The organism is Saccharopolyspora pogona, assembly GCF_014697215.1.
In the GTDB taxonomy this organism is placed as follows: domain Bacteria; phylum Actinomycetota; class Actinomycetes; order Mycobacteriales; family Pseudonocardiaceae; genus Saccharopolyspora; species Saccharopolyspora hattusasensis.
This window is the reverse complement of record NZ_CP031142.1, coordinates 5,449,592-5,474,311: the sequence shown is the minus strand read 5'-3', so window position 1 is coordinate 5,474,311 and position 24,720 is coordinate 5,449,592. Positions and strand designations below refer to the sequence as shown.

Annotated in this window: 28 protein-coding genes and 1 pseudogene; 19 read left to right on the top strand and 10 right to left on the bottom strand. The window is 69.0% G+C overall.

The window, feature by feature from the left end; all coding sequences use genetic code 11:
* Positions 1-180 precede the first annotated feature (180 nt).
* From DL519_RS25280 to DL519_RS25265, 4 genes are read left to right on the top strand one after another with little or no spacing between them, the layout of a single operon-like run.
* The gene (locus tag DL519_RS25280; RefSeq protein WP_190824213.1) at positions 181-1,479 is read left to right on the top strand and encodes an ABC transporter substrate-binding protein; all 1,299 of its coding nucleotides are present in this window, start codon (positions 181-183) and stop codon (positions 1,477-1,479) included.
* Positions 1,479-2,417 (top strand): carbohydrate ABC transporter permease, encoded by a 939-nt coding sequence (locus DL519_RS25275; RefSeq protein ID WP_223840352.1) that lies wholly within the window; start codon positions 1,479-1,481, stop codon positions 2,415-2,417. Before DL519_RS25280 ends, DL519_RS25275 begins: the two co-directional genes overlap by 1 nt.
* Positions 2,417-3,262, top strand: coding sequence for a carbohydrate ABC transporter permease (locus DL519_RS25270; RefSeq protein ID WP_190818461.1), 846 nt, complete (start codon positions 2,417-2,419; stop codon positions 3,260-3,262). The genes DL519_RS25275 and DL519_RS25270 overlap by 1 nt, the downstream gene beginning before the upstream one ends.
* 5 nt (positions 3,263-3,267) lie before the next feature.
* Positions 3,268-4,440, top strand: coding sequence for an ABC transporter ATP-binding protein (locus tag DL519_RS25265; protein ID WP_190818459.1), 1,173 nt, complete (start codon positions 3,268-3,270; stop codon positions 4,438-4,440).
* A gap of 77 nt (positions 4,441-4,517) precedes the next feature.
* On the opposite strand, the gene DL519_RS25260 is transcribed toward DL519_RS25265, so the two are convergent.
* The 4 genes from DL519_RS25260 to DL519_RS25245 form a co-directional block, all read right to left on the bottom strand.
* Positions 4,518-4,997, bottom strand: coding sequence for a CAP domain-containing protein (locus DL519_RS25260; RefSeq protein WP_223839532.1), 480 nt, complete (start codon positions 4,995-4,997; stop codon positions 4,518-4,520).
* Positions 4,998-5,328: 331 nt separating this feature from the next.
* Entirely contained in the window at positions 5,329-5,520 is a 192-nt protein-coding gene (locus DL519_RS25255) for a hypothetical protein (RefSeq protein WP_168586708.1), read from the bottom strand.
* Between the two features lie 143 nt (positions 5,521-5,663).
* On the bottom strand, positions 5,664-6,743 hold the full coding sequence (gene corA / locus DL519_RS25250) for a magnesium/cobalt transporter CorA (protein WP_190824210.1): 1,080 nt from the start codon (positions 6,741-6,743) through the stop codon (positions 5,664-5,666).
* A gap of 465 nt (positions 6,744-7,208) precedes the next feature.
* Entirely contained in the window at positions 7,209-7,637 is a 429-nt protein-coding gene (locus DL519_RS25245; protein ID WP_190824209.1) for an NUDIX hydrolase, read from the bottom strand.
* A 144-nt stretch (positions 7,638-7,781) separates the two neighbouring features.
* On the opposite strand from DL519_RS25245, the gene DL519_RS25240 reads away from it, so the two are divergent.
* The 5 genes from DL519_RS25240 (at position 7,782) to DL519_RS25220 (ending at position 10,807) form a co-directional block, all read left to right on the top strand.
* Positions 7,782-7,943 carry a hypothetical protein gene (locus tag DL519_RS25240; RefSeq protein ID WP_010694016.1) on the top strand — a complete coding sequence of 54 codons (162 nt, stop codon included), beginning with the start codon at positions 7,782-7,784 and terminating at the stop codon, positions 7,941-7,943.
* Between the two features lie 26 nt (positions 7,944-7,969).
* On the top strand, positions 7,970-8,542 hold the full coding sequence (locus DL519_RS25235) for a PH domain-containing protein (RefSeq protein ID WP_168586709.1): 573 nt from the start codon (positions 7,970-7,972) through the stop codon (positions 8,540-8,542).
* Positions 8,543-8,627: 85 nt separating this feature from the next.
* Complete coding sequence (locus tag DL519_RS25230) at positions 8,628-9,509, top strand: PHP domain-containing protein (protein WP_223840351.1); 882 nt, start codon at positions 8,628-8,630, stop codon at positions 9,507-9,509.
* Positions 9,510-9,555: 46 nt separating this feature from the next.
* Positions 9,556-10,389 carry a RecB family exonuclease gene (locus tag DL519_RS25225; protein WP_190818457.1) on the top strand — a complete coding sequence of 278 codons (834 nt, stop codon included), beginning with the start codon at positions 9,556-9,558 and terminating at the stop codon, positions 10,387-10,389.
* 25 nt (positions 10,390-10,414) lie between these two features.
* Positions 10,415-10,807, top strand: coding sequence for a hypothetical protein (locus DL519_RS25220; protein ID WP_190818455.1), 393 nt, complete (start codon positions 10,415-10,417; stop codon positions 10,805-10,807).
* A 58-nt stretch (positions 10,808-10,865) separates the two neighbouring features.
* Here DL519_RS25220 and DL519_RS25215 read toward each other — a convergent pair whose 3' ends face one another.
* Together DL519_RS25215 and DL519_RS25210 are read right to left on the bottom strand one after the other, a co-directional pair.
* The gene (locus tag DL519_RS25215; RefSeq protein ID WP_223839531.1) at positions 10,866-12,074 is read right to left on the bottom strand and encodes an Rv3212 family protein; all 1,209 of its coding nucleotides are present in this window, start codon (positions 12,072-12,074) and stop codon (positions 10,866-10,868) included.
* A 190-nt stretch (positions 12,075-12,264) separates the two neighbouring features.
* The gene (locus DL519_RS25210; protein WP_397545071.1) at positions 12,265-14,007 is read right to left on the bottom strand and encodes a DEAD/DEAH box helicase; all 1,743 of its coding nucleotides are present in this window, start codon (positions 14,005-14,007) and stop codon (positions 12,265-12,267) included.
* A 384-nt stretch (positions 14,008-14,391) separates the two neighbouring features.
* Between DL519_RS25210 and DL519_RS25205 the strand changes: the two genes are divergently transcribed.
* Together DL519_RS25205 and DL519_RS25200 are read left to right on the top strand one after the other, a co-directional pair.
* On the top strand, positions 14,392-15,078 hold the full coding sequence (locus tag DL519_RS25205; protein WP_190818451.1) for a ferritin-like fold-containing protein: 687 nt from the start codon (positions 14,392-14,394) through the stop codon (positions 15,076-15,078).
* A 360-nt stretch (positions 15,079-15,438) separates the two neighbouring features.
* Positions 15,439-15,666 carry a DUF3107 domain-containing protein gene (locus DL519_RS25200; protein WP_010693996.1) on the top strand — a complete coding sequence of 76 codons (228 nt, stop codon included), beginning with the start codon at positions 15,439-15,441 and terminating at the stop codon, positions 15,664-15,666.
* Between the two features lie 115 nt (positions 15,667-15,781).
* Here the strand turns inward: DL519_RS25200 and DL519_RS49490 are convergent, their stop codons facing one another.
* Positions 15,782-15,901 (bottom strand): DUF4873 domain-containing protein, encoded by a 120-nt coding sequence (locus DL519_RS49490; protein WP_317891391.1) that lies wholly within the window; start codon positions 15,899-15,901, stop codon positions 15,782-15,784.
* Positions 15,902-15,980: 79 nt separating this feature from the next.
* Positions 15,981-16,088, bottom strand: a pseudogene (locus DL519_RS49485) (DUF4873 domain-containing protein); the annotation flags it as partial.
* Between DL519_RS49485 and DL519_RS47190 the strand changes: the two are divergent.
* The 3 genes from DL519_RS47190 (at position 16,056) to DL519_RS25180 (ending at position 18,011) form a co-directional block, all read left to right on the top strand.
* Positions 16,056-16,409: a diiron oxygenase gene (locus DL519_RS47190; protein WP_317891445.1), complete on the top strand. Its 354-nt coding sequence runs from the start codon at positions 16,056-16,058 to the stop codon at positions 16,407-16,409. The pseudogene DL519_RS49485 and the gene DL519_RS47190 sit on opposite strands and share 33 nt — an antisense overlap.
* 109 nt (positions 16,410-16,518) lie before the next feature.
* Positions 16,519-16,848 carry an alpha/beta fold hydrolase gene (locus tag DL519_RS25185; RefSeq protein WP_190818449.1) on the top strand — a complete coding sequence of 110 codons (330 nt, stop codon included), beginning with the start codon at positions 16,519-16,521 and terminating at the stop codon, positions 16,846-16,848.
* A gap of 329 nt (positions 16,849-17,177) precedes the next feature.
* A complete protein-coding gene (locus DL519_RS25180) occupies positions 17,178-18,011 on the top strand; it encodes a transposase family protein (protein WP_190818447.1) in 834 nt (277 codons plus the stop codon).
* Positions 18,012-18,233: 222 nt separating this feature from the next.
* On the opposite strand, the gene DL519_RS25175 is transcribed toward DL519_RS25180, so the two are convergent.
* Entirely contained in the window at positions 18,234-18,854 is a 621-nt protein-coding gene (locus tag DL519_RS25175; RefSeq protein WP_190818445.1) for a TetR/AcrR family transcriptional regulator, read from the bottom strand.
* A 132-nt stretch (positions 18,855-18,986) separates the two neighbouring features.
* Here DL519_RS25175 and DL519_RS25170 point away from each other — a divergent pair, with 132 nt between their 5' ends.
* The 5 genes from DL519_RS25170 (at position 18,987) to DL519_RS25150 (ending at position 24,322) form a co-directional block, all read left to right on the top strand.
* Positions 18,987-20,000, top strand: a complete 1,014-nt coding sequence (locus DL519_RS25170; RefSeq protein WP_223839529.1) for an alpha/beta fold hydrolase — start codon at positions 18,987-18,989, stop codon at positions 19,998-20,000.
* A 100-nt stretch (positions 20,001-20,100) separates the two neighbouring features.
* A complete protein-coding gene (locus DL519_RS25165; RefSeq protein WP_223839528.1) occupies positions 20,101-21,177 on the top strand; it encodes a DUF3152 domain-containing protein in 1,077 nt (358 codons plus the stop codon).
* Between the two features lie 176 nt (positions 21,178-21,353).
* Positions 21,354-22,526, top strand: coding sequence for an adenylyltransferase/sulfurtransferase MoeZ (gene moeZ / locus DL519_RS25160; RefSeq protein WP_190818443.1), 1,173 nt, complete (start codon positions 21,354-21,356; stop codon positions 22,524-22,526).
* A gap of 140 nt (positions 22,527-22,666) precedes the next feature.
* Complete coding sequence (locus DL519_RS25155) at positions 22,667-23,464, top strand: TIGR02569 family protein (RefSeq protein ID WP_190818441.1); 798 nt, start codon at positions 22,667-22,669, stop codon at positions 23,462-23,464.
* 36 nt (positions 23,465-23,500) lie between these two features.
* Positions 23,501-24,322, top strand: coding sequence for a uroporphyrinogen-III synthase (locus tag DL519_RS25150; protein WP_190818439.1), 822 nt, complete (start codon positions 23,501-23,503; stop codon positions 24,320-24,322).
* Positions 24,323-24,361: 39 nt separating this feature from the next.
* Here DL519_RS25150 and DL519_RS25145 read toward each other — a convergent pair whose 3' ends face one another.
* The gene (locus DL519_RS25145; RefSeq protein ID WP_190818436.1) at positions 24,362-24,649 is read right to left on the bottom strand and encodes an MGMT family protein; all 288 of its coding nucleotides are present in this window, start codon (positions 24,647-24,649) and stop codon (positions 24,362-24,364) included.
* Between the last annotated feature and the right edge of the window lie 71 nt (positions 24,650-24,720).

Here is a 24,720-nt window from a genome sequence, read left to right as displayed (position 1 = left end):
CGCCAACGATCATCGCAGTTGGGTGCGACTTTTGGCGCAGCGCTCTGACGTCCGGTTTGACCCACATTCACGTATTTGCAACAAGGGGCGCACCGGCCTTGCCTTGACTGATCAAGAGGCCTAGCTTGCCACCACCGGCTCACCGCCGGTGGTGGCAGGCGACGAAGCGTGGGCACCCCAATGCTTGGTCGTGGCTGTGACCAGCAATTGGGAGGACCGACCGTGAGAGTTCGCCGCACTCGTAGAGCGGCAGTGCTGGGCGCGTCGCTGGTGTGCGCGTCCGTGCTGACCGCCTGCGTACCGGCCTCCGGCGCGAACACCGTGAACCTCTACAGCGCGCCCGAGGAGAACCTGCAGCAGAACGTGGACCGCTGCAACGCCCAGGCAGGTGGGCGGTACCAGATCGTCTACCACAAGCTGCCCCGCGACGCCGACGGCCAGCGGGAGCAGATGGTGCGCAGACTGGCCGCCGGAGACACCGGCATGGACATCCTCTACCTGGACGTCACCTGGACGGGCGAGTTCGCCGAGGCGAACTGGATCCGGGAGTGGACGGGGGAGAACAAGGCCGATGCGGCGCGCGGCACCCTGCAGGGGCCGCTCGAAACGGCCACCTGGCAGGGCAAGCTCTACGCGGCGCCGAAGAACACCAACGTGCAGCTGCTCTGGTACCGCAAGGACCTGGTACCCGAGCCGCCGAAGACCTGGGCCGAGATGATCTCGACCGCCCAGCGACTCAAGCAGGAGGGCAAGCCGCACTGGATCTCGTTCACCGGCGCGCAGTACGAGGGCCTGTACGTGCACTTCAACACGCTCGTGCAGTCGGCGGGCGGGCAGCTCATCTCCGATGACGGCAAGCGCGCGGTGGTCGACGCCAGCGCGGTGCAGGCGCTGCAGGCGTTGCGTGACCTCGGCACGGCGGGCGTCACCAGCGCGTCGATGAACAACGCCAAGGAGGACGACGCCCGGCAGGAGTTCGAGACCGGGCAGTCCGCGTTCGAGGTGAACTGGCCGTTCGTCTACCCGTCGATGCAGGAGAAGAAGCCCGACCTCGCCCGCAACGTCGGCTGGGCGCGGCTGCCCGGCCTGCTGCCGGGGGTGCCGAGCAAGTCCACCATCGGCGGCGCCAACTACGCGATCAGCAGCTATTCGACCAAGCCGGACCTCGCCTTCGACGCGGCCAAATGCCTGCGCAGCCCGGAGAACCAGAAGTTCTCCGCCATCAAGGACGGCGTGCCGCCCACGATCGAGTCCGTCTACTCGGATCCCGAGGTCGCCGCCGAGTACCCGATGCGGGACACCATCCTGGAAGCGCTCAAGGACCCGGGCGTGCGATCGGTGACGCCGGCCGCGCAGAACGTCTCCACGGTGCTGTCCAACATGCTGTCCCCGATCGCGGAGATCGACCCGCAGAGAACTGCGGATCGGATGCGCACCGAGGTGCAGAACGCCTTGGACTCCAAGGGAGTGATGCCGTGATGGTGCAGACGAGCCAAGCGGAACCGGTAGCGGTGTCCGACGGCAAGGGGGCGATCAGCGAGGGCAAGAAGGCCGAACGCAAGCTCGGCTGGCTGCTGTGCGCCCCGGCCGCGCTGGTGATGATCGCCGTCACCGGCTGGCCGATCCTCTACGCGCTGTGGCTGTCGTTCCAGCGTTTCGACCTGAAGTACCCGGACCAGCGCGAGTTCGTCGGGCTGGACAACTACCTCACCGTCCTGGGCAACGGCTACTGGTGGAGCGCGTTCTGGGTGACGGTGCTGGTCACCGCGGTCTCCGTGGCGATCGAGTTCGCACTCGGCATGGGGCTGGCGCTGATCATGCACCGGGCGCTGGTCGGCCGCGGCCTCGTGCGCACCGTCAGCCTGATCCCGTACGGCATCGTCACCGTCGTCGCGGCTTTCAGCTGGCGCTACGCCTGGACGCCGGACACCGGCTACCTGGCCAACGCGATCACCCCGGACGGCGCGCCGCTGACCGAGCACGCCAGCGCGCTGGCCATCGTGATCGTGGCCGAGATCTGGAAGACGACGCCGTTCATGGCGCTGCTGCTGATGGCGGGCCTGGCGCTGGTGCCCGACGACCTGCTCAAGGCGGCGGCGATGGACGGCGCCGGACCGTGGCAGCGGTTCGTGAAGGTGATGCTGCCGATGATGAAGCCGGCCATTCTCGTCGCGCTGCTGTTCCGCACCCTCGACGCGTTCCGCGTTTTCGACAACATCGTGGTGCTCACCTCCGGCGCGCAGGACACCTCGTCGGTGTCCGTGCTCGCCTACAACAACCTGATCAAGGGGCTGAACCTCGGCATCGGCTCGACCATGTCGGTGCTGATCTTCATCGCGGTCGCGCTCATCGCGTGGATCTTCGTCAAGCTCTTCGGCGCGGCCGCACCCGGTAGCGATGACAAGGGGAGGCGCTGATGGCCGGCGTCGGCGGGGCGGAGACCCCCGCGCGGAAGACCAAGTGGGCGCTGCTCAACATCATCGTGATGGTGTACGCGCTGGTGCCCGTGCTGTGGATCCTGTCGCTGTCGTTCAAGAGCCCGGCGACGCTCTCGGACGGCAACCTGATCCCGCGCGAATGGACCCTGGAGAACTACGCGGCGATCTTCCGCACCACCGAGTTCACCCGCGCGCTGCTGAACTCGATCGGCATCGCGCTGATCGCCACCGCGATCGCCGTGGTGCTGGGCACCATGGCCGCCTACGCGATCGCCCGGTTGGACTTCCCCGGCAAGCGGCTGCTGGTCGGCGCGTCGCTGCTGATCGCCATGTTCCCGCAGGTGTCGCTGGTGTCCCCGCTGTTCGAGATCGAGCGGACGCTGGGCCTGTTCGACACCTGGCCCGGGCTGATCCTGCCGTACATCACCTTCTCGCTGCCGCTGGCGATCTACACGCTGTCGGCGTTCTTCCGGGAGATCCCGTGGGAACTGGAGAAGGCGGCCAAGATGGACGGTGCCACGCCCGGGCAGGCCTTCGCGAAGGTGATCGCGCCGCTGGCCGCGCCGGGCGTATTCACCACCGCCATCCTGGTGTTCATCTTCTGCTGGAACGACTTCCTGTTCGCGATCTCGCTGACCTCGACGGAGAACTCCCGCACCGTGCCGGTGGCGCTGCAGTTCTTCACCGGCGACTCCCAGTTCGAGGACCCGACGGGATCGATCTCCGCGGCCGCGGTGGTGATCACCATTCCGATCATCCTGTTCGTGCTGTTCTTCCAGCGACGCATCGTGTCCGGACTGACCTCCGGCGCAGTGAAGGGGTAACCGAAGTGGCCGAGATCGTGCTGGAAAAGGTGACCAAGCGATACCCGGACGGGGCGCTGGCGGTCAACGAGGTGAACCTGGAGATCGCGGACGGCGAGTTCGTGATCCTGGTCGGCCCTTCCGGCTGCGGGAAGTCCACCACGCTGAACATGATCGCGGGGCTGGAGGACATCAGCGGCGGCGAGCTGCGCATCGGCGGGGAGCGGATGAACGAGCGCGCGCCCAAGGACCGCGACATCGCGATGGTGTTCCAGTCCTACGCGCTGTACCCGCACATGACGGTGTTCGAGAACATGGCTTTCCCGCTGCGGCTGGCCAAGGTCGATTCGACGACGGTGAAGTCGAAGGTCGAGGAGGCGGCGAAGATTCTCGACCTATCGCAGCACCTGGACCGCAAGCCCGCCAACCTCTCCGGCGGCCAGCGGCAGCGGGTGGCGATGGGGCGGGCGATCGTCCGCAGTCCCAAGGCGTTCCTGATGGACGAGCCGCTGTCCAATTTGGACGCGAAGCTGCGGGTGCAGATGCGGACCTCGGTGTCGAAGCTGCAGAAGCGGCTGGGCACCACGACGGTCTACGTCACGCACGACCAGACCGAGGCGATGACCCTCGGCGACCGCGTGGTGGTCCTGCGCGGCGGGGTGGTGCAGCAGGTCGGCGCCCCGCAGCACCTCTACGAGCACCCGGCGAACCTGTTCGTCGCGGGCTTCATCGGTTCGCCGGCGATGAACTTCGTCCCGGTCGAGCTCGCCGACGGCGCCCTGCGCAGCGCGCTGGGCGACGTGCCGCTGGGCGACCGGATCCGCACCGCGCTGGAGTCGGCGGATGCACCGCGCGAACTGGTGCTCGGCATCCGCCCGGAGCACTTCGAGGACGCGGGGCTGCTCGACGACACCGCCCGCGCGGCGGGCGCGACGTTCACCGGAGAGGTGGACGTGGTGGAGGAGATGGGCTCGGACAAGTACGTGTACTTCACCCTCCACGGTGGACGGGCGAGCACGGCGGAACTCGACGAGCTCGCGGCCGACAGCGGCAGCGCGGAGGTCCCGACCGACGAGGGCCAGGTCGTCACCCGCCTCTCGGTCGAATCGGCGGCCCGCGAGAACCAGTCCCTCACGGTCTGGTTCGACCCGGACAAGATCCACCTCTTCGACCCCACCACCGGCCGAACCCTCACCTGACCGACCGATCGAGGTGAAGGGCGCCTCGGTCCGGCCCAGTCGGTCGGAGGTGCCCTTCACCCGTCACCCGAAGGGGATCAGGGGCGGCCGAGCTCCTGGGTCCAGTAGTGGCGGTAGTGGCTGCGCGGGGTGGCTGCGTGCCCGACGCCGAGGTCGGTGAAGGCGCAGTCGAGGATGTTGTCCCGGTGCGGCTCCGCTTCCATCCACTGGCGGAACGTTTCGTCGGCGGTTTCGCCGCCCGCAGCGATGTTCTCGCCGACGTAGTCGCTCGGGAATCCCGCAGACCGGGCGCGCTCCGCGGGGGTGCGACCATCGCTTCCGCTGTGCTCGAAGAAGTCCTGGTGCGCCATGTCCGCGCTGTGCCCGGCGGCAGCCTCGCTCAGGTCACCGTTGAGGCGCAACGCCGGGCATCCCGCGCGGGCGCGTTCGGCATTGGTCAGTTCGAGTATCCGCTGCTCCGGCGAAGGCTTCTGGGCCGCCAGGAGCGGCGACCCAGCGCAGAGCAGCGCCAGCGGGACGGCCATCCCGCACAACATCATCCGTTCGGCAAGCGACATCTGTGATCACTTCCCAGCATCGCGACGATTGGCTGGGGAGTTTGTAACGGCGTCGCGGCGGCGGCACCCGGCGGTGTCGCCGGAACCGGTTACCGGCCAGGCGTACCGGATTCAGCCGAAGTGGACGGTTCGGAAACGGCGGCGTTCCGAGTCAGATCTGGTTCGCGATAAGCACGAACAGGGTGACGATCCACCCCATGATCAGCGCGACGAGTAGGGTGTGCTTGTTGGCGGCCAAGCGAGTCATGGCGGTGCCTCCCAACGTGAAAGAAACGAAGATCTAAAAGAGATTCGCTTTCACGACGTGGCCCGCGGTGCTTCCCGGCAGGCGTCAGCGCGCGACGGCGCGCGGCGCGGCGGGAACCGCGTCCCACATCGCGCCGGGTTTTCGCTGCACCCACGCAGTGTGCCGGAACAACTGCTCGGCGATCTCCCGACGCGTCACGGGACTTTGCCGCGGGAAGGCCGGACCGGTGAGGAGCCGATGCCGGATCCGCCCCTGGTGCTGCGGAAGACGGTGCATGACAACCTCCTCACACGCTCGCGCCGCCCGAAGGGAAAGGGCGGTGGTCGATGACAAGTGGAATGGCGCCCGGCTGACGGCCGGGTGCGAAGCAACCCCGGACAGCATATCGCCGACGGCGCGGGAATCATTACAGCGCGCGATCACAGCCATTTGTTCCGCCGGAAGATCTTGAACAGGACGATGCAGGCGCCGAGCATCACCATGAGGGCCAGGGGATACCCGAAGGTCCAATCCAACTCGGGCATGTGCTTGAAGTTCATGCCGTAGATCCCGGCGATCATGGTCGGCGTCGAGACGATCGCGACCCACGCCGAGATCTTGCGCATGTCGGTGTTCTGCTGGAGCGTGATCTTGGCCAGCGTGGCGTCCACCAGCGTGGTCAGCAGCTCGTCGAAGGAGCCGACCATTTCGGCGACCTTCGCCAGGTGGTCCTCGACGTTGCGGAAGTAGGACCGAACCTCGTCGGCCACCATCGGCGTGTAGCCCTCCGCGAGCCGCTGCATCGGCTTGTGCAGCGGCAGCACCGCGCGCCGCAGCTCCATGACCTCGCGCTTCATCAGGTAGATCTGCTCGGCGTCGATCTTGGTGCGCGGCTCGAAGACCTCGGCCTCGATCTCGTCGATGTCGTCCTGGATGGCCTCGGTGACCTCCAGGTAGGTGTCCACCACGTGGTCGGCGACGCCGTGCAGCACCGCCGACGGTCCCAGCGCGAGCTGCTCCGGGTCGGTCTCCAGCTGGCTGCGCACATCTCCCAGCCCCGCGTGCTTCCCGTGCCGCACCGTGATGACGAAGTCGCGCCCGAGGAACACCATCAGCTCGCCGGTGTCGACGATCTCGCTGGTCGCCGACCGCGTCTCGGTATCGGTGTAGCGGACCGTCTTCAGCACCATGAACAGCGTGTTGTCGTAGCGCTCCAGCTTCGGGCGCTGGTGCGCGTGCACGGCGTCCTCGACGGCCAGCTCGTGCAGGCCGAAGGTGTCGGCGATGCCGTTGATCTGCTTCTCGGTGGGTTCGTGCAGCCCGATCCAGACGAAGCCGGAGCCGCGCCGCCGCACCTCTTCGATGGCGTCGACGTGGTTCCACGAACCTTCGACGCGGTGCCCGTCGACGTAGATGGCGCAGTCGACGACGTATGCGGAAACCGGTGCGGGGGTGTGGCTGGCCGGTCGCGGCCCGCGACCGTTCCGGTTGCGCAGGCCGAGCGAGGGCAGGTTGGGCACGGCGACCTCCAACGTCCTGGGCGCAGCACCCCCGGGGTGGAAGATCCGGGTGAACGCCGCGCGGATGGCGTGCTGAGCGGACTTTGCTCGCTGCTCGCGCATCCCGGCCGGGCCTGGCGGGCGGTGCCTAGCGGTTGGCCCTTCCGGCGGGGATGCGGTTGGTACTGCACGGAAGCGCGCTATCGGCACTGCTGTCCACGATCCCTCACCTCCCGAAGGTCATCCACCGATGTGGTGGTCCCTGAGTCAGCCAACCCGAAACGATACTCCGTCTGAGTGGATCGTTGGCAACGGCTCGCATTTGACGTCACAACTCGCCGGAACATGCTGCATGAAATGGGCGAATTGCGCGGATTGGCCGAATCGAGTCAGGATTCGCGTTCGGCTCGGACCGGGCATCCGAACGGGGCTCGGTCAAGCCGTCGACCGGGTCTTGACAGATTGCCCCGATCGCTTTTTTCGCCATCACTCGTTGCGGGGTAAAATACCCCAGGAGCGCAAGGTCTCCGCCAAGCCTTCGGTCAGCGCGCCATTTCGCTCAAGTGTGGCGAAAGTCGCATGATCGGCCCAGATCGCGTCCGCGGCGTCGTCACCAGCGGAAAGATTCTGTTCAGTACTCCGACAGGAGTAATCCAGGATCTCGTAGGTGCCGAGCGGTGCGGGGCGGAAGAGGCGGCCGACGAGGGCGCCGACGGTGACGGAGAGTCCCGTTTCTTCGCGCACTTCGCGTTGTACCGCCGAATGGTCGGTCTCGCCAGGCTCGACCCGGCCACCCGGTAGGGACCACTTCCCCTTTCCGGGTTCATGTGCGCGTTTGACCAGTAGCAACCGGCCGCTGGGATCGTGAATTATCGCGCCGACGCAGCGGATCACGGGATTCTCCGATACGATCATCGACACGGAGGGTAGTTGATCCGGGGCTGCCCGGAAACGACTGACCCAAGTGCGGTACAAAGCTGCCGTAAAGCGGCGGAGTGCGGTACAACGGATCAGCAGGCGCCTGCGCTACTCAAGGGCATTTGGACGGGGTGCGTCACAGTGAACATGAAGAAAATCCTCACGTGGGCCGGGGTTGCGTTCCTCCTGTTCTTCCTGTTTTCCGCGCCAGTGGAAGCCAGCGGTGTCATCAACGGCATCCTGGAGAGTCTGCGGGGAGCAGCTGAGGCCGTCATCACCTTCATGCAGAACCTCTTCCAGTAAAGCGCGAGCCGCGGGAGGCGGGTGCCTTGTTTGCTCCGAGGGATCCCGATGAGTACCTGCTGGACACCGAACGCCGGGTGATCCGCGTTCGGCGGCACTGGGCGACCCTGGTGTGGGACCTCTTCGAGGCGACCGGCTTGCTCGTGGGTCTGGTGATGGTGTCCTACCTGGTGCCCGAGGGCGCCGGTGGGCTGGTCCAGAACATCCTCTGGTACGCGGGGCTGATCATCCTGATCCGCTTCGCCTACCAGGTCCTGGACTGGTACGTGGAACGCGTCGTCGTGACCGACAAGCGGTTCCTGATCACCTCCGGCATCTTCACCACCAACGTGGCGATGATGCCGATCACCAAGGTCACGGACCTGACGTTCGCCCGCACGATGATGGGCCGCATCTTCGGGTACGGCACGCTCGTGGTCGAGTCGGCTGGACAGATCCAGGCGCTCAACCGCATCGAGTACGTGCCGAACCCGACCGAGGTCGAGGACGCGATCTCGGCGCTCGTCTTCGGGGACAAGAAGGGGCAGCAGCAGGACCGCTTCTCGATGCTCAAGGCGCGGCGCGCCGCGGTGGGCAAGAGGAAGGCCGCCAAGCTCTGATCGGGCTGGTCGGCCCGGGTGTGCAGGCGTACCCGGGCAGTCCGGTCGGGTGTTGCTTCGGCCCGGTTCCGGACCATCGGTCACACTGGTGGGTGTGCGAATCGACCTGCACACGCATTCCACCGAGTCCGACGGGACCGACACTCCGGCCGAGCTGGTGGCGACCGCGGTCGCGGCTGGCCTGGACGCGATAGCGATCACCGATCACGACACCACCGCTGGATGGGCGGCGGCCGAGCGGGCCGTGCACGATCTCGCGGAGCCTGGTCGGTTCCGGCTGGTGCCGGGCGCGGAGCTGTCCTGTGTGTGCCCGGACGGCAACGGCCGGAACATCACCGTGCACCTGCTGGCGTACCTCTTCGACCCCAACTCCGCCGCCCTCGCGCAGGAGCAGTCGCGGCTGCGCGCTGAGCGGCGGGAGCGGCTCTACGAGATGGCGCGGCACATGGCCGCGGACGGGTTCCCGGTCGACCCGGACCAGATCATGGCGGGACTGCCGCCGGACTCGCCCGGCGGTCGTCCGCACCTGGCCCGCGCGCTCGTCAACGCCGGCACGGTGGTCAGCGTCGACGAGGCGTTCGCCAAGTACCTCGGTGGCAGCGGTTGCTACTACCTGCCGCGCACCGACACTCCCGTCCGCCGTGCGATCGACATGATCACCGAGGCCGGCGGTGCGACCGTGCTGGCGCACCCCCTCGCGACCGCGCGCGGCCCGGTGGTCACCGCCGACGTCGTCGCCGGGCTCACCGAGCACGGGCTGGCCGGGATCGAGATCGACCACCCCGACCACGACCCGGAGACACGGGTGCGGTTGCGCGGGCTGGCCGCGGAACTGGACCTGATCCCCACCGGCAGCAGCGACTACCACGGCACCAACAAGACGATCCGGATCGGCCAGGAAACCACCCCTCCCGATTCGCTGGATCGCCTGGTGGCGCGGTGCAGCGGCAGCAAGGTCATCGGCTGACGGGGCGGATCATCTTGGCAACGGGAAAACTGCGTACTGTAGGGGCGTGCAGGGGCAGCTCGGTCTAGAAGGTATTCCCAGCAAGCTGGTGAGGGTCACTCCGGCCAGACTCGCGACCTGGGCGCAGTGCCCCCGGAAGTACCGCATGACGTACCTGGACCGGCCGACACCGACGCGCGGTGGTGCCTGGGCGAACGCCACCTTGGGCGCCGTGGTGCACAACGCGCTGCGCGCGTACTTCGAGTTGCGAGCCGGTCAGCGCACCCCGGAACGCGCTGCCGCGTTGGTGCGGGAGTACTGGAAGGCCGACGGTTTCGCGAGTCCGGAGCAGGCCGGTGACTACCGGCGCCGGGCGCAGGAGTGGGTGGGCTCTTACGTCGAGCAGTTGGCGCCCGACGTCGTGCCGCTCGCCGTCGAGCGGTGGATGTCGGCGCCGATGGGATCGATCATCGCCGAAGGGCGGGTGGACCGGATCGACGAACGGCACGGCGAACTCATCGTCGTCGACTACAAGACCGGGCGGCACGGGCTGCGCGTGGACGATGCGCGGCAGTCCCTGGCGCTCGGGCTGTACGCGTTGGCAGCGCGCAAGCACCTGCGTCGGCCGTGTCGTCGGGTCGAGCTGCACCACCTGCCGACCGGGACGGTCGCGGGCTGGGACCACACTGCGGAATCGCTTGCGGAGCTGCAGGATCGCGCCGAGCAGCTCGCCGGGGACCTCCAGGCCGCGACGGACGCGTTCGACCTCGGGGCCGACCCGCAGGCGACGTTCCCGGCGAGGACCGGGCGGCACTGCTCGTGGTGCGACTTCCGGGCTCACTGCGAAGAAGGCCGGCAGGCCGCGCCGAGCCTGCCGCCTTGGGCCTTGCTGGGGGAATGACGACATGCGACCGGAGGACAGGCCGATGCGCACGCCCGCTTCGCAACGAGCGCGGCCACCCCGCACGCGGCGGCTGCCGGAAGCGGGTGATCTTCCGCAGCAGCGGAGCCGCCGTCACGCGCTGAGCCGGCCGAAGCCGGCCAGCCAGGCCGGATCCGCTTTCCGAGGCCTCACCGGCGCTTTGGCGATCGGCTTGCTGCTGCTCGCGCTCGGGCTGGTGGCCGTGCAGTTCTGGGCGACGGGCCAGGGGCAGCAAGGCCCCGGGCTGGCGGCGGTGATCGCTCAGCTGGTGGCGTCGCTGGTGGCCCTGGCACTCCAGGCGGTCGCGGACCGCCGCCGCGACGCACGGGGAGGCCTGGCGGCCTTGGGTGCGTTCGTGGTCGTGATCGGCTCGCTGTGGTTCTGGTGGTGGGCCTGATCCACGAGTTCTCGGCTGGAACCGGGAATTCGCGTCGAGACCTGCTGGTTCCGTGGTTTCAGCGGAGGGCGACCAGGGTGTCGCCGCGCTGCTCCAGGAGCACCGGGCCGACCGTCGCGAGCTGGATCGGGCCGGTGTAGCCGCCGCGGTCCACCGGGATCACCCGCTCGGGGCTCCCGGTGACGGCATCCAGGACCGCGAGACTGCCCGGCACCGGCACCAGCAGCTTCCCGCCGAAACCGACGCCCGGGCCGAGCGTGTCCGGTACGGTCCACAGTGGAGTGAGGGTGCTCGGGTCCAGCGCGATCGTGTCGACGCCGGTGTGCCAGTAGGTTCGGCGGCCTTTCGCGGTCGACTCGACCTGCACGTTCGCCCGGAGGTCGGGGGTGCCGACGCGCACCGGGAAGGTGGTCTCCACCGAGCCGTTGTTGTTGTAGACCACGACCTGTGAGCGGTCTCGGAGAACCACGGCGACGTGCTTGTCGTTGACCGCGACGATCCCGGCGGACGTGCTGCCGAGGATCACGCTGAAGACCTCCTCGGGCTTCTCGTCGTCCTCGGGGTGGGTCTTCAGGACGGTGATCCGGCCCTGCTCGCCAGGGCAGGACTCGACGGCCCCGATCCGCTCGTCGCCGACCCCGATCGAGGAGTAGGTGCATTCCGGGCGGGTCAGGTTGTTGCCCGGGTTCTTCACCGCGGGCGGCATACCGAACTGCTGGGTGCGCACCAGGTCCGAGCGCCAGGACTCGAAGGAGCGCCCTCCGGTGGCCGTCACGTAGGTCCCGTCGGCGAGCAGCTGCGTGCCGAACTCGGCGTCGGAATTGCGCTGCGGCCCGCGGACTCCGGTCGGCCCGCGCAGCGAGGTGACCTCGCTGCAGTTCTCCGGCTTGCGGAAGACCGCGATCGCGCGGCCCCACTCCGCGCCGACCGTGCACAGCGGAATGTCGCGGGCGTAGCGCCAGGCGACCTGGCCGGTCAGCGGGTCGTGGCCGAGCACCTCGTTGCCGGATCCGGTGACCACGGCGGGCCCGGCGACCACCGGGATCGGGGTGGCGGGGCTGGTAGCGCGCCAAGCCTCGGTCAGCGTCGGCGGAACCCCGGTGGCCGCGGGAGGTTCCGGGATCGGCTGGGCAGCCGTTTCGGAAACGGTGGCGCGCGCATCGCTGTTGAACCAGAGCACGGCACTTCCGGCGAGCACGACCACGGCGATCAACGCCACCACGGCGAGGTCGGTTCTCGTGCGCCGCTCCGGCCGGACCAAAAGCACTCCTCGATCGCCTGGCTGTTACTGCGCCGAGCCTAGAGGCTGTGCCCAAACTCGTCTTGCGGGGCGGTGCGGGTGGCGGAACCTCAGACGTCGCTGGTTCTGCGCGGCTTCGAGGGCTTCCGCTCAAAGCTTGACCCGCGAGCCGTCGGAGCGCTTCGCGCTCCATCCGGCTCACGGGTCTCGACTCGCGCTACGCGGCGCCCTCGGCGTTGCCGCTGCGCGCGGCGTTGCCGGCTTCGCCGGTCGGCTCGCCCGGGCGGCGCCTGCGGCGCCTGCGGCGGGGGCGTTCGCCGGCGTCGGCTTCGCCTCCTGGGGCGGGCGCTTCCGCCGGCTGCGGGGCGGCTTCGGCACCGCTGCGGGTGCGGCGGCGCTGCCGCCGCCGGGCGGGCCGGGTTTCGGCGTCGCTGTCCTGGCGGGCACCGGTTTCGGTGTCGCCGGTGCGCTGGTCCGCTCCGCCGCGGGTGCGGCGCCGGGCGAGGCGGGGTCGCTTGGCTTCGCCCTCTGTTTCGGGTTCGGCGTCCAGGCCCGCGCGGGTGCGCTTGGCCAGCGGCAGCCGGCCGGTGACGTCCGCTGGGATGTCGAGGTCGCTGAACAGGTGCGGCGAGGTCGAGTAGGTCTCGACGGGCTCGGGCTTGCCGAGGCCGAGCGTGTCGCTGATCAGCTTCCAGCGGGGCTCGTCGTCCCAGTCGACCAGCGTGATCGCGACGCCTTCGCGCCCGGCGCGGCCGGTGCGGCCGATGCGGTGCACGTAGGTCTTCTCGTCGTCCGTGCACTGCAGGTTGATCACGTGGGTCACGCCGGCGACGTCGATGCCGCGGGCCGCGACGTCGGTGGCCACCAGGATGTCGACCTTGCCGGAGCGGAACGCGCGCAGTGCCTTCTCGCGCGCGCCCTGCCCGAGGTCGCCGTGCACCGCGCCGGCCGCGAAGCCGCGCTCGGTGAGTTCGTCGGCGAGCTTCTGGGCGGTCCGCTTGGTCCGGCTGAAGATCATCGCCAGGCCGCGATCGGTGGCCTGCAGGGCCTTCGCGATCAGCTCGGTCTTGTCCATGGCGTGCGCCCGGTAGATGAACTGCCGGGTGCGCTCGTGCACCGCGCTCTCGTCGGCCTGCTCGGCCCGGATGTGCGTGGGCTGCGTCATGAACGTGCGGGCCAGGGTCAGGATCGGGCCCGGCATGGTGGCCGAGAACAGCATCGTCTGCCGCTGATCGGGGACCATGTGCAGGATGCGCTCGATGTCCGGCAGGAACCCGAGGTCGAGCATCTCGTCGGCCTCGTCGAGCACCAGCCCGCGGACCTTGCCGAGCACCAGGTGGCGCTGTTCGGCCAGGTCGAGCAGGCGGCCCGGGGTGCCGACGACCACGTCGACGCCCTTGCGCAGCGCGGAGATCTGCTCCTCGTAGGGGCGGCCGCCGTAGACGGCGACGGTGCGCACGCCCAGATGCTTGCCAGCGTCGGTGAGGTCGCGGGTGACCTGCAGGCACAGCTCGCGGGTCGGCACCACGATGAGCGCCTGCGGGGTGCCGTCGCCGGGCAGCTGCAGGCGGTGCAGCAGCGGGACGCCGAAGCCGAGGGTCTTGCCGGTGCCCGTGCGGGCCTGGCCGATCAGGTCTTCGCCCTGCATCGCCAGCGGCAGGGTCAGCTCCTGGATGGCGAAGGTTCGCTCGATGCCGGCTTCGCGCAGCGCGCGGACGATGTCCGGGTGCACGTCCAGCTCGGCGAAGGTCGGGGTGTCAGGGTCGCCGGCGGTGCCGGCCTTCAGGGGTGCGGCATCTCCGGCTTCGGGGGCACCGGACTCGCGGTGCTCGAGGTCCGTGATGTCGGGGCTGCCGCCCCCGCTGTGATCTTCGAGGCCGTCGGGGGCCTGGCTGTTGGTGAACGTCAGAGTGATCGCCTCTCTCGGTACCTGCGCGCACGCGTCCCGGTCCGGGCCGATCCGTGGCGACGTCCTCCCGGCACGGCGGCTCGCTGGTCGCGGCCGCTCTTCGTGCTCGTGGTCACCGACGTGATGGTGCGCGCCTCTGTTCGCTCAGCGGTTGATCCGCTGTTGGTTCGTTTCTCTCGGCGTCGCATGCGCGCCAAAGCCGACGAGCGGATCGCTCGGGCCGCGTTCGCGCCGGCAGTGGTCCGGGGGCCGTCCCGCTCGGGCGAGAGTCGCCCAGATCGTGACGTTCGGGGAGCCAGCCCCACGGTGAACGACCAGATCGTCGACCGCGCCGCCGGACGCCGAAGCTCCTCCGAGACCCGAGGATACCTGTTCGCCGGCCGTTCTCGCCGTGGTGCGTATTACTCGGGTGTGCCGCCGGTTAGGCTCGCAGCCATGAATGAGGCTGACCAGCGCGCCACGTTGCCCGGTGAAAGTGACGAGCGTTACGAGGAAGGCGTCGTGGATCTGCTCGCGGCGCTGGCCTACGGAGAGCTGTCGGCCTTCGACCGCCTTGCCGAGGACGCGCGCACCGCGCCCACGCTGACCGGCCGCGCGGCGCTGGCCAGCATGGCCGCCGCGGAGATCGGCCACTACCGGCTGCTCGAAGAGCACCTGGCCGGGCGCGGCGTGGCGATCGACGAGGTGATGCAGCCGTTCGCGGCGCCGTTCGAGGCGTTCAACGAGTCGACCGCGCCGCATTCGTGGTTGGAATCACTTGTCAAGGCCTACGTCGGGGACGGCTTGGCGGCCGATTTCTACCGCGAGGTCGCGGAGTGGCTGGACCCGACCTCGCGGGGGCTGGTGCTGACGGTGCTCGCCGACACCGGTCACTCGGCGTTCGCCGAGCGCGAGGTTCAGGCGGCCTGCGAGGAGGACCGCAAGCTGCGGGACAAGCTGACCCTGTGGGGGCGGCGGCTGCTGGGCGAGGCCATGACGCAGGCGCAGCGGGTGGTCGCGGAGCGCGACGCGCTGGCTGAGCTGATCATCAAGGGATCCGGGAACCTCACGGGCATAGCGGCGATGTTCCGGCGGTTGCAGAACAACCACACCAAGCGGATGGCTCGGCTCGGCCTGGGCTGACGCACCCCACTTCCAGGCTCGCCTTGCGTGGCGTGCGGGTGACGGAACCTCGGACGCCGTCTGGTCTCCGGGATCCCCGGAACCAGTACGCGGCTTCGGGGCTGTCCTCGCCAGATGCCATCTGAGAACCCCGCGGCGGTGCCGGTCGCGCAGGGCTAAGCGGCTTCGCCGCTTCAAAGGCAAGACCAGGTTCTAGGACAGGCGCTAGAACTGCCGGCCCTCGGGGCTGACTTCGTTCGGAGGTGCGCGCTGGATCCGCAGCGGAATATCTGCTCGCCGGGCTTCGTTGCCCGATCGCGATGGGACCTGGGATAGCCTTGCCGCGTCCCATTGGATACGAGTGCTCAACGGAGGTTCGGCGTGGAGGTCAAGATCGGCGTCGTGGACAGCCCGCGCGAGCTGACGGTCGCCAGCGGACAGTCCCAGGAAGAGGTCGAGTCGCTGGTCGCCGACGCGCTGAAGAACGCTGACGGCGTGCTGGCGCTGACCGATGAGAAGGGGCGTCGCATCATCGTCCCGTCTACCAAGGTCGCCTACGTCGAGATCGGCCCGGCGGCGCTGCCGCGCGTCGGCTTCGGCGTCAGCTGACCTGGTTCTTCCGCGTGAGGGGCACCCTCGGCCGAGGGTGCCCCTCACGCTTCACCTGACCGGCGGTGGAGGGCATCTTCGGGCGGCGTAGTCGCTCGAAGATGCCCTTCGCCGTTCAGTCCAGTTCGGTGGGGATCGGGAAGGGCGGGCGGCCGGTGCCGGTGATCCGGTAGCGGCCCCAGGGGTCCGGGTTGGAGAGGGTGCCCGCCGCCTCTCCGGTCCGAGTGCGCAGCACCACGGTCCTTCTTGTGCTGCGCGGCGAAATCGGCGACCTCCTGCTGCGTGGCCAGGCGCCCGTACCAGCGGAACTTGCCGTCGATGGGCCGGAAGCGCAGCACCACGTCGACCGCGATCTCCCGGTCCTCGGCGACCACCGTGGCCGGTCCTCGGTGGCCGTCCTCGTCGTGGTCGTGATCAGGCATGGTCCTCCTCCGCCTCCTCGGGCATCGCGTGCTCGTCGGGACGAGGTCGTGCGGCGAATGGCCGAGTGCAACGCCGCGGAGCGCGCCTGCCACCAGTACTGGACCGCGCTCGTGTCGTACTGCCTCAGCCTGATCAACCCGCACGTCTACAAGGCGGTCGGGATCCGGCCGCGCGACGGCTGCCAGGCGGCCTGGGCCAACCCCAATTTCCAGGACACCCTGCACTGGGGCGGCGAGAAGATCATGGCCTTCCCGGACGAGGCCGGGCTCGTCGGCAAACCGGGCATGCGCTGGTGGAGGAAGGCCTACCTGATCCGATGAGGGAGCGAACTTACGCACGATGACCGCCGATGAATTCACGACCAGCGACGGAGCCCGGTGGGCGCGTTCGTTCTTGCCGCAGGTTTGCGGGTGATACACCGAGGACGCGATGGTGGTGAAGCGGGTGCTCGACGAAGGCCCCGCCGACGCCCCGATCACCGTCGTCTTCGTGCACGGCTGGACCCTGACCAAGCACACCTGGGGCCGGGTGGCGACCGGCCTGCCGAAGGCGGCCGGGACCTCGTTGCGGACCGTGCGGTTCGACCTGCGGGGGCACGGCGGGAGCATCCAGCGGTGCGCCGACGACCTGGCGGAGCCGATCGCGGAGCGGGTCCCGGAGGGGCTGGTGGTGCTCGCCAAGCACTCGATGGGCGGCATGATGATCATGGCCCGCATTCGCGGCGCATCACGGACGCCCTCCCGGGAGCCATGCTGCTGATCTACGCGGGCGCGGGGCACATGCTGCCGCTGGATAGGTCAGACGAGGTAACCGACCGCATCGCAGAACTCGTCAACCCGCGCCCTCCGCTGACCCGCCACCCCGCAATTTCCAATTGAAATCGAAGTCCCAATTTCAATGGGCTTTTTTCATCCTGATCTTGGCTGGTCAGAGGGTGTGGTCGTGGGTGGCGTGGTGTGGGCGGGCTGGCCAGGGCCATGATCATTTATCAAGATCATCTGACGGTGGCCGTGGTCGCGGAGAAGATGTGACGATGATCATGGCCGGTTGGCTGCAACGAGAGTGCCCCCGGCGGGGTTGGGGAGTGTGTGAAAACCCAATCCAGCCCCGCCGAGGGCACCGAACCCATTGTGTACCAAGCCCAACTTCCCGTGTCGAGGGCCACGATCGACTACCTCGCCTCGCTGATCACCACGCACTGCAGGAAAATCCGCTCTCGCTGGCGCAAGGTGACCCCTGGTACGCAGGCGATCATCGTGCTCGCGGTGCTGCGTCACGACCAGCGGCTGCTGGACATCGCCGGCGGCAACAGGGTGTCGGCCTCGACGATCCGCCGCTGGGTGCTGGAGGTCATCGACCTGCTGGCCGCCCGTGCCCCGCGCCTGGACCGCGTCCTGAGCAAAGTGGCCCGCGGCGGGGGTGAGGTCGTGCTGCTGGATGGCACCCTGGTGCGCACCCAGCGCCGCACCGGCAAGAACAACCGGCGCAACTACAGCGGCAAACACAAAGCCCACGGCCTGCTGTTTCTCGCCCTCACCGACCACAAAGGCAACCTGTTGTGGTTCTCTGCGGCCAAACCAGGGCGGGCCTCGGAAGTCACCACCGCCCGCCACAACAACATCACCACCGCACTCCGGGACGCCGAACTCGGCGCGATGTGCGACCTCGGATTCACCGGACTGGAAGACGACCCCGACGAACCCGTGATCATCATCGGCCGCCGCGCCGCCCGCGCCCACCCGCTCACCGACGCCCAGAAACAAGCCAACCAACTCGTTGCCCGCGAACGCGCCACCTGCGAACACGGCTTCGCCGACCTCAAAAACTGGCGCATCCTCACCCGCCTACGCATGCACGCAGCCAACGCCACCCGCCTACTACGGGCCCTGCTGGTGCTGACCAACCTCGAAATCACCCGCTGACAAACGATCATCAAAAATGATCATCGCCCCTGACCAGCCCACACACACCCCACCCCACCCCGTCAACCCCCCACCACCAGAACAAACAGGATGAAAAAACCCCAATGGAAATTGCGGGATGACGGCGTGTCGGGTCACGACACGCCGGTGGCTGTGGACAACTTCTTCGATTTCAATGGAAATCGGACCTCTGATTTCCATTGAAATTGCGGTCCGCCGGGGTCAGGGGTTCTGCAGGGGGAAGCCCGCCAGGCCCTTCCAGGCGAGGGTGGACATCAGGCTCACCGCTTCGTCGCGGGAGATCGTCTCCCTCGCGTCCAGCCAGTAGCGCGCGGTCACCTGGCTGAGGCCGACCAGGCCCACCGCCAGCAGCCGCGCGCGCTCCGCGTCCAGCCCCGCGTCCGCCGTGACCGCCTCGGTGATCGCGTTAATGCACCCGGACAGGGCGCCCTCCACGGCCTTCTCCACGGCCGGTTCGCCGCGCAGGTCCGATTCGAAGACCAGCCGGAACGCCTGCCCCTCGCCGGCCACGAACTCGTACAGCGCACCGATCGCGGCCCGCACCCGCAGCTTGTTGTCCGGGGTGGACTCGATGGCCTCGCGGACCCGGCGCACCAGCTCGTTGCCGTGCGTCTCCAATAGCGCGAGATAGAGCTCCAGCTTGCCCGGGAAGTGCTGGTAGAGGACCGGCTTGCTGACCCCCGCGCGCTCCGCGATGTCGTCCATCGCCGCCGCGTGGTAGCCGTTGTGCACGAAAACGTACTGAGCCGCTTCGAGCAGCTGTGCCCGGCGTGCGTCACGGGGCAACCGGACGCCTCGGCTCGGCTGCGCGGTCTCGGTCATCCTCGCCTCCACCCGATTCCTTCCACTCGCTAGGCGGCCTTCCGGCCACCCAGTGGGGCCTGACTCTACTCGCCGGTAGAGGTAGGTAGCGAAATCCGGGCTCGGGCGGACCGCCATGCTGTAGGTGTGACCATGACAACACCGGCCGCCTGGCCGCACCGGCGAGCCCTATCGGACCGGTACGACCTGACGAGGGTGCCGCTGGTGGCGGACGGCATCCCGCCGATCGACCTAACGGCGATGCCGCCACCCGGTCGGCACGTTGAACTGGGCACTCGCTGGGGGCCGATGCGCGTGCACCTGCGCGAGACGCCGGGGCCGTCGCCGACGGCCGCGACCGCCGTGCACCTGCACGGGCTGGCCGGGTCGTCGACGAACTGGACCGATCTGGCCGGGCTGCTCGCCGGGCACCTGCGCAGCATCGCCCTGGACCTGCCGGGCTTCGGGCGTTCCGAGCCGCCGCCCGGGTTCGGCTTCACCCGGCAGGCCAACGCCGACGTGGTGATCTCCGTCCTGGAACAGCTCGACGCCGCGCCGGTGCACCTGTCCGGGAACTCCTTCGGCGCCGCGGTGGCCATCGAGGTGGCGGCGCTGCGCCCAGATCTGATCGCGTCGCTGACGCTGATCTCGCCTGCCATGCCGGACCTACGGCTGAACCCGCGGCGGCTTTCCGATCCGCGGATCGCGGTGGCGATGGTGCCGGTCCTCGGGGCCCGCACGCGGCGGGGGCTGGCGGCGGTGACGCCGGCCGCCCGGGCCGAGCAGCTGCTCCGGTTGTGCTTCGCCGAGCCGGACGCGGTGCCGTCGCACCGGCTCGCCGCGGTGGCCGCGGAGTTCGAGGAACGCAGCCGGCTGCCGTGGTCCGGTCCAGCGCTGGGGCGGACCACGACGGAGTTGGTGCGTTCCTGGCTCGTCCCGCCCGCGCGCTCGCTGTGGCGCCGGCTTCCCGAGATCGCCGCGCCGTCCCTGGTCGTGTGGGGCAGCGAAGACCGGGTGGTGACGGTCCGCAAGGCGCCGCGCACCGCGATGCTGCTGCCGCGCGGCCGATTGCTCGTGCTGCCCCGAACGGGGCACGTTGCCCAGATGGAAAGGCCACGGGTGGTCGCCCGGGCGCTGCTCGGACTGGTCCAGGCCGACTCCTGGTAGTGACTGGTTTGCGTCACTTCGTGTGGTCCTCGGTGCTTCGGTCACCCGGAGTGGCCAGTGGTGGCCTAGGGTGCCGTGGGCCCTATGGCACGCTTAGGGCGTGAACCGCCCGCCGCTGCGATCTCGTGCGTCTGCGTCCGACCGCCGACTGGCGGGGCGGACAAGTGCCCGTGCAGGCTCCGGAGATCGCCGCCGAGGCGAGCCGCTGGCCGCGTCGTGGCACCCGGTCTCCGAGTCGCCGGAGCCCGGGCACGTCGACGACGCCGCGGAACCCGACGAGGACGTCAACCCCCGGCCGCGCCGCCGCCGGGGGGCGCACTACCGCTACGGCTGGCGGATCTACGCCGTGCCGCTGCTGATCGTGGTCAGCGCACTCGCCGTCTTCCAGACCCTTCGCCCCTCCGAACGCGGCTCGGCCAGCGGACTCCTCGACCCGATCGTCTCGGACGCCCCGGAGGAGCCGATTGTCACCGAGGCGCCGCCCGGGCAGACCTTCGGGCCCGCGCTCTTCTCCGCCGACCTGCCGCCCGGTGGGCAGATCCCGGAGACCGGCGCGCGCACCTACCAGGTGCTGCCCGGCACCTCCTCGGTGACCGGCTCCGGCCAGCTGTACCGGTACACCGTCGAGGTCGAGGTCGGGATCGAGGCCCAGATCGGAAACCCGAACACCGAGTTCGGCAACCTCGTGCAGGCCACGCTGTCCGATCCGCGCAGCTGGACGAACCCGCAGGCAGGCGGGATCTCGCTGCAGCGGGTGGACGCCAGCGGCCCGCGCCCGGACTTCCGGGTCATCCTGGTCAGCCAGCAGACCGCCCGCGAAGCGTGCGACTACCGCAACGGCGTGCCCTACGACAGCTCGTGCCGCAAGGGCGACATGGTCTACCTGAACGGGGCCCGCTGGGTTCGCGGCGCGGTGTCGTTCCAAGGTGACATCGGCAACTACCAGCGCTACGCGATCAACCACGAGGTTGGGCATGTCTTCGGCAACCGGCACGTCGGCTGCCCCTCGCAGGGCGGGCTGGCGCCGGTGATGATGCAGCAGTCCTTCAGTGTGTCGAACAACGAGCTGCACGAGCTGAACAAGATCGCCGACCAGGGGACCGAGATCCCGGCCGACGGCTTCGTCTGCAAGTACAACGCCTGGCCGTTCCCCACGGCCGGTGCCGGCGGCTCGTGATTTCGAGGCGCCTCTCCGTCCCGGATCGTGGGAGTAGTTTGGGTTGCGGAAGCCCATCGGGGAGTCTTGCGTTGCAGATTCCGTGAGGTCCCGTTCGGGTGTCCTCCGGGGACGCTTGAGGTGCCGCTGCCACGCTCCGAGCGCAGCCGGCACCGACCATTGAGGAGGAGCTGGGAATGTCCGGCGCATCGTCGCTGCCGCCGCTGGTCGAACCGGCGTCGGAGCTGACCAAGGAAGAGGTCGCGCGCTACAGCCGCCACCTGATCATCCCGGATGTCGGGATGGAGGGGCAGAAGCGGCTGAAGAACGCCAAGGTGCTGGTGGTCGGCGCGGGCGGGCTCGGCAGCCCGGCGCTGCTGTACCTGGCCGCGGCCGGGGTGGGCACGCTCGGCATCGTGGAGTTCGACGAGGTCGACGAGTCCAACCTGCACCGCCAGGTCATCCACGGCCAGTCCGACCTCGGGCGGCCCAAGGCGGAATCGGCCCGCGACTCCATCGCCGAGGTCAACCCGTTCGTCAAGGTCAACCTGCACCAGACGCACCTGACCTCGGAGAACGCGCTCGACATCTTCCGCGACTACGACCTGATCCTGGACGGCACGGACAACTTCGCCACCCGGTACCTGGTGAACGACGCCGCGGTGCTGCTCGGCAAGCCGTACGTGTGGGGCTCGATCTTCCGCTTCGAGGGCCAGGCCAGCGTCTTCTGGGACCAGCACGGACCGAACTACCGCGACCTGTACCCGGAGCCGCCGCCGCCCGGCATGGTGCCGTCCTGCGCCGAGGGCGGCGTCCTGGGCGTGCTGTGCGCGTCGATCGGTTCGATCATGGTCAACGAGGCCATCAAGCTGATCACCGGCATCGGGGAGACCCTACTGGGCCGCCTGATGATCTACGACGCGCTGGAGATGACCTACCGCACGGTCAAGATCCGCAAGGACCCGAACTCGACGCCGATCACCGAGCTGATCGACTACGAGGCGTTCTGCGGCGTGGTCTCCGACGAAGCCCAGCAGGCGGCGGTGAACAGCACGATCACCCCGCGCGAGCTGAAGGAGATGTTCGACCGGGGCGAGAAGTTCGAGCTCATCGACGTCCGGGAGCCGCACGAGTACGAGATCGTCAAGATCGAGGGCTCCAAGCTGATCCCGAAGGACCGCATCCTCTCCGGCGAGGCGCTGGCCGAGTTGCCGCAGGACCGCAAGATCGTCCTGCATTGCAAGTCCGGTGGCCGTTCCGCGGAGGCGCTGGCGGCGCTGCACCGGGCGGGCTTCGCCGACGCGGTGCACGTCGGCGGCGGCGTCCTGGGCTGGGCCAACCAGGTCGACCCGAGCCTGCCGACGTACTGATCTCCGGTCATTGATCGGGTTTTCGCGGGCCGGTGGGCGGTGTTTCCGCCCACCGGCCCGTGGTATGTCGGCATGTCGTGTTCGCGGCGCACGGAGTGGCCTGCTGCGGAAATCGCGATCATCGAGGTAGCGTTTCGCTCGTGAGTCATACGCCGGAGCCGCCACCGCCGCACGTGCGCGCGGCATTCGGCGCGCGCGTCGAAGAACCCGAGCCGCTGGATGGTGCGGTCGCCTGGCGATGCGGCGAGATCGTGCTCAAGTCCGCCGCCAACACGGCCGAGGCCGCATGGGTGGCGCAGACGCTGGACCTGCTGGATCCCGACGAGGTGCGGGTGTCCCGCCCGGTGCGGTCCACCGACGGGCGCTGGGTGGTGTCCGGCTGGTCGGCCAGCCGGAACCTCGCAGGGCAGGCGGAGCCCCGGCACGACGACGTGGTGGCCATGTCGCTGCGGCTGCACTCGGCGAGCCGGTTCCTGGCCCGGCCGCGGTTCCTCCAGGCGCGGCAGGACATCTACGCCTTGGCCGACCGGATGGCCTGGGGCGAAGAGGAATACATGCTGCCGCAGGAGAAGGGCGGCCGGCTCTACGACGTGCTCGCCGGGTCTCGGCGGGAGGTCCAGCTACGGCCGCAGGTGGTGCACGGGGACCTGTTCGGCAACGTGCTGTTCACAGAGGACGCGCCGCCCGGCATCATCGACTTCAACCCGTACTGGCGGTCCGCCGAGTGGGCCGCGGCGGTGGTGGTGATCGACGCCTTGGCGTGGGGTGGTGCCGACCCGGCCATAGTGGAGCGCTGGTCGCACCTCTCCGATTGGCCGCAGGCGCTGCTGCGCGCCCTGCTGTTCCGGCTCGCGGTGCACGCCCTGCACCCGCGCTCGTCCTCGCAGACCCTCACCGGGCTCGAGCGCGCTTCCCAGATGGTTCTCGAAGTTCTCTGACCCCCGGCTCTTCTCGCGTTGTGTGAGTATTAGGGCGTGCAGGGAGTGTTGAGCGGCTTCACCGTCGGCGTGACGGCGGAGCGCAAGGCCGCTGAGATCGGGGCGATGTTCACCCGGCGCGGTGCCCGCGTGCTCTTCGGGGCGGCGATGCACACGGTGCCGTTGCCCGAGGACGGCGAGTTGGCCGCAGCGACCGAGGAAGTCCTGGCCGCGCCGGTCGATCACGTCGTCGCGGTCACCGGGGTCGGGTTCCGAGGCTGGATCGAGGCGGCGCAGGCCAACGGCGTCGGTGACCGGTTGTTGGCTCAGCTGCGCTCGGCCGAGATCCTGGCGCGTGGTGCGAAGGCGCGGGGCGCGGTTCGCGGCGCCGGGTTGGTGGAGTCGTGGACCTCGCCGTCGGAGGAGTCGGCCGAGGTCTTGGAGCACTTGCTGGCACGCGATCTCAGCGGGAAGCGGGTTGTGCTCCAGGTGCACGGCGATCCGATGTTGCAGTTCCGCGAGGCCTTGCGAGCGGCCGGTACCGAGGTGGTGCCGGTGACCGTCTACCGGTGGACGGATCCGGTGGATCTGCCCGCGCTGGACCGGTTGATCGACGCAGTGGTTCGGGGCGAGGTGGATGCGCTGCCGTTCACAAGCGCTCCGGCCGCGACGAACCTGCTGGCACGTGCGGATCGCACCGGGCGGGGCGAGTCGTTCCGAGAAGCGTTGCGCAACAAGGTTTTCATCGCCTGCGTCGGACCGGTCACGGCGGCGCCGATCGACGCCGCGGGCCTGCCGTACACGATGCCGGACCGCGCCCGCACTGCGTCCCTGGTGCGGCTAGTGGCCGACGAATTGCCGAAGCGCACGGGGAAGTAGTTCGTCCAATCAGGACAGTTCTGTGCTTGTCGCTCGGGGTCAGGCGCCCCAGCGGTAGTGGCGCATGTCGATGCGGGCTCCGTCGGCGAGAACGCCTTCGGCTCGCAGGAGTTCCAGCTGGCGGCGGCGCAGGTGGTCGGCGACCGTGCCGTTGGAGCGCAGGACGCGGTGCCACGGCAGATCGCCGCCGTCCTCGGCGAGGATGTGGCCCACCAGTCGCGCCGACCGCAGGCCCGAGAGCTCGGCCACGTCGCCGTAGGACAGCACCGATCCGGGCGGGATCGACGCCACCACGGCCCGCACCTGCTCCACCGTCTCCTCGTCCACGCGCCCGAAGGTACTCCGTGAGCACTTTGCGGTGCTATAGCACCCAGAAACACGCACGGGCCCTGACCAGT

What these genes read in the sequence shown, in the direction of transcription:
- moeZ (WP_190818443.1), top strand. Translation starts at nt 21,354, where the DNA reads ATGTCCGGCGCATCGTCGCTGCCGCCGCTGGTCGAACCGGCGTCGGAG.
- DL519_RS25270 (WP_190818461.1), top strand. Translation starts at nt 2,417, where the DNA reads ATGGCCGGCGTCGGCGGGGCGGAGACCCCCGCGCGGAAGACCAAGTGG.
- DL519_RS25175 (WP_190818445.1), bottom strand. Translation starts at nt 18,854, where the DNA reads ATGACCGAGACCGCGCAGCCGAGCCGAGGCGTCCGGTTGCCCCGTGAC.
- DL519_RS25170 (WP_223839529.1), top strand. Translation starts at nt 18,987, where the DNA reads ATGACAACACCGGCCGCCTGGCCGCACCGGCGAGCCCTATCGGACCGG.
- DL519_RS25185 (WP_190818449.1), top strand. Translation starts at nt 16,519, where the DNA reads ATGGTGGTGAAGCGGGTGCTCGACGAAGGCCCCGCCGACGCCCCGATC.
- DL519_RS25260 (WP_223839532.1), bottom strand. Translation starts at nt 4,997, where the DNA reads ATGTCGCTTGCCGAACGGATGATGTTGTGCGGGATGGCCGTCCCGCTG.
- DL519_RS25275 (WP_223840352.1), top strand. Translation starts at nt 1,479, where the DNA reads ATGGTGCAGACGAGCCAAGCGGAACCGGTAGCGGTGTCCGACGGCAAG.
- DL519_RS25245 (WP_190824209.1), bottom strand. Translation starts at nt 7,637, where the DNA reads ATGATCGTATCGGAGAATCCCGTGATCCGCTGCGTCGGCGCGATAATT.
- DL519_RS25220 (WP_190818455.1), top strand. Translation starts at nt 10,415, where the DNA reads ATGCGCACGCCCGCTTCGCAACGAGCGCGGCCACCCCGCACGCGGCGG.
- DL519_RS25255 (WP_168586708.1), bottom strand. Translation starts at nt 5,520, where the DNA reads ATGCACCGTCTTCCGCAGCACCAGGGGCGGATCCGGCATCGGCTCCTC.
- DL519_RS25280 (WP_190824213.1), top strand. Translation starts at nt 181, where the DNA reads ATGCTTGGTCGTGGCTGTGACCAGCAATTGGGAGGACCGACCGTGAGA.
- DL519_RS25205 (WP_190818451.1), top strand. Translation starts at nt 14,392, where the DNA reads ATGAATGAGGCTGACCAGCGCGCCACGTTGCCCGGTGAAAGTGACGAG.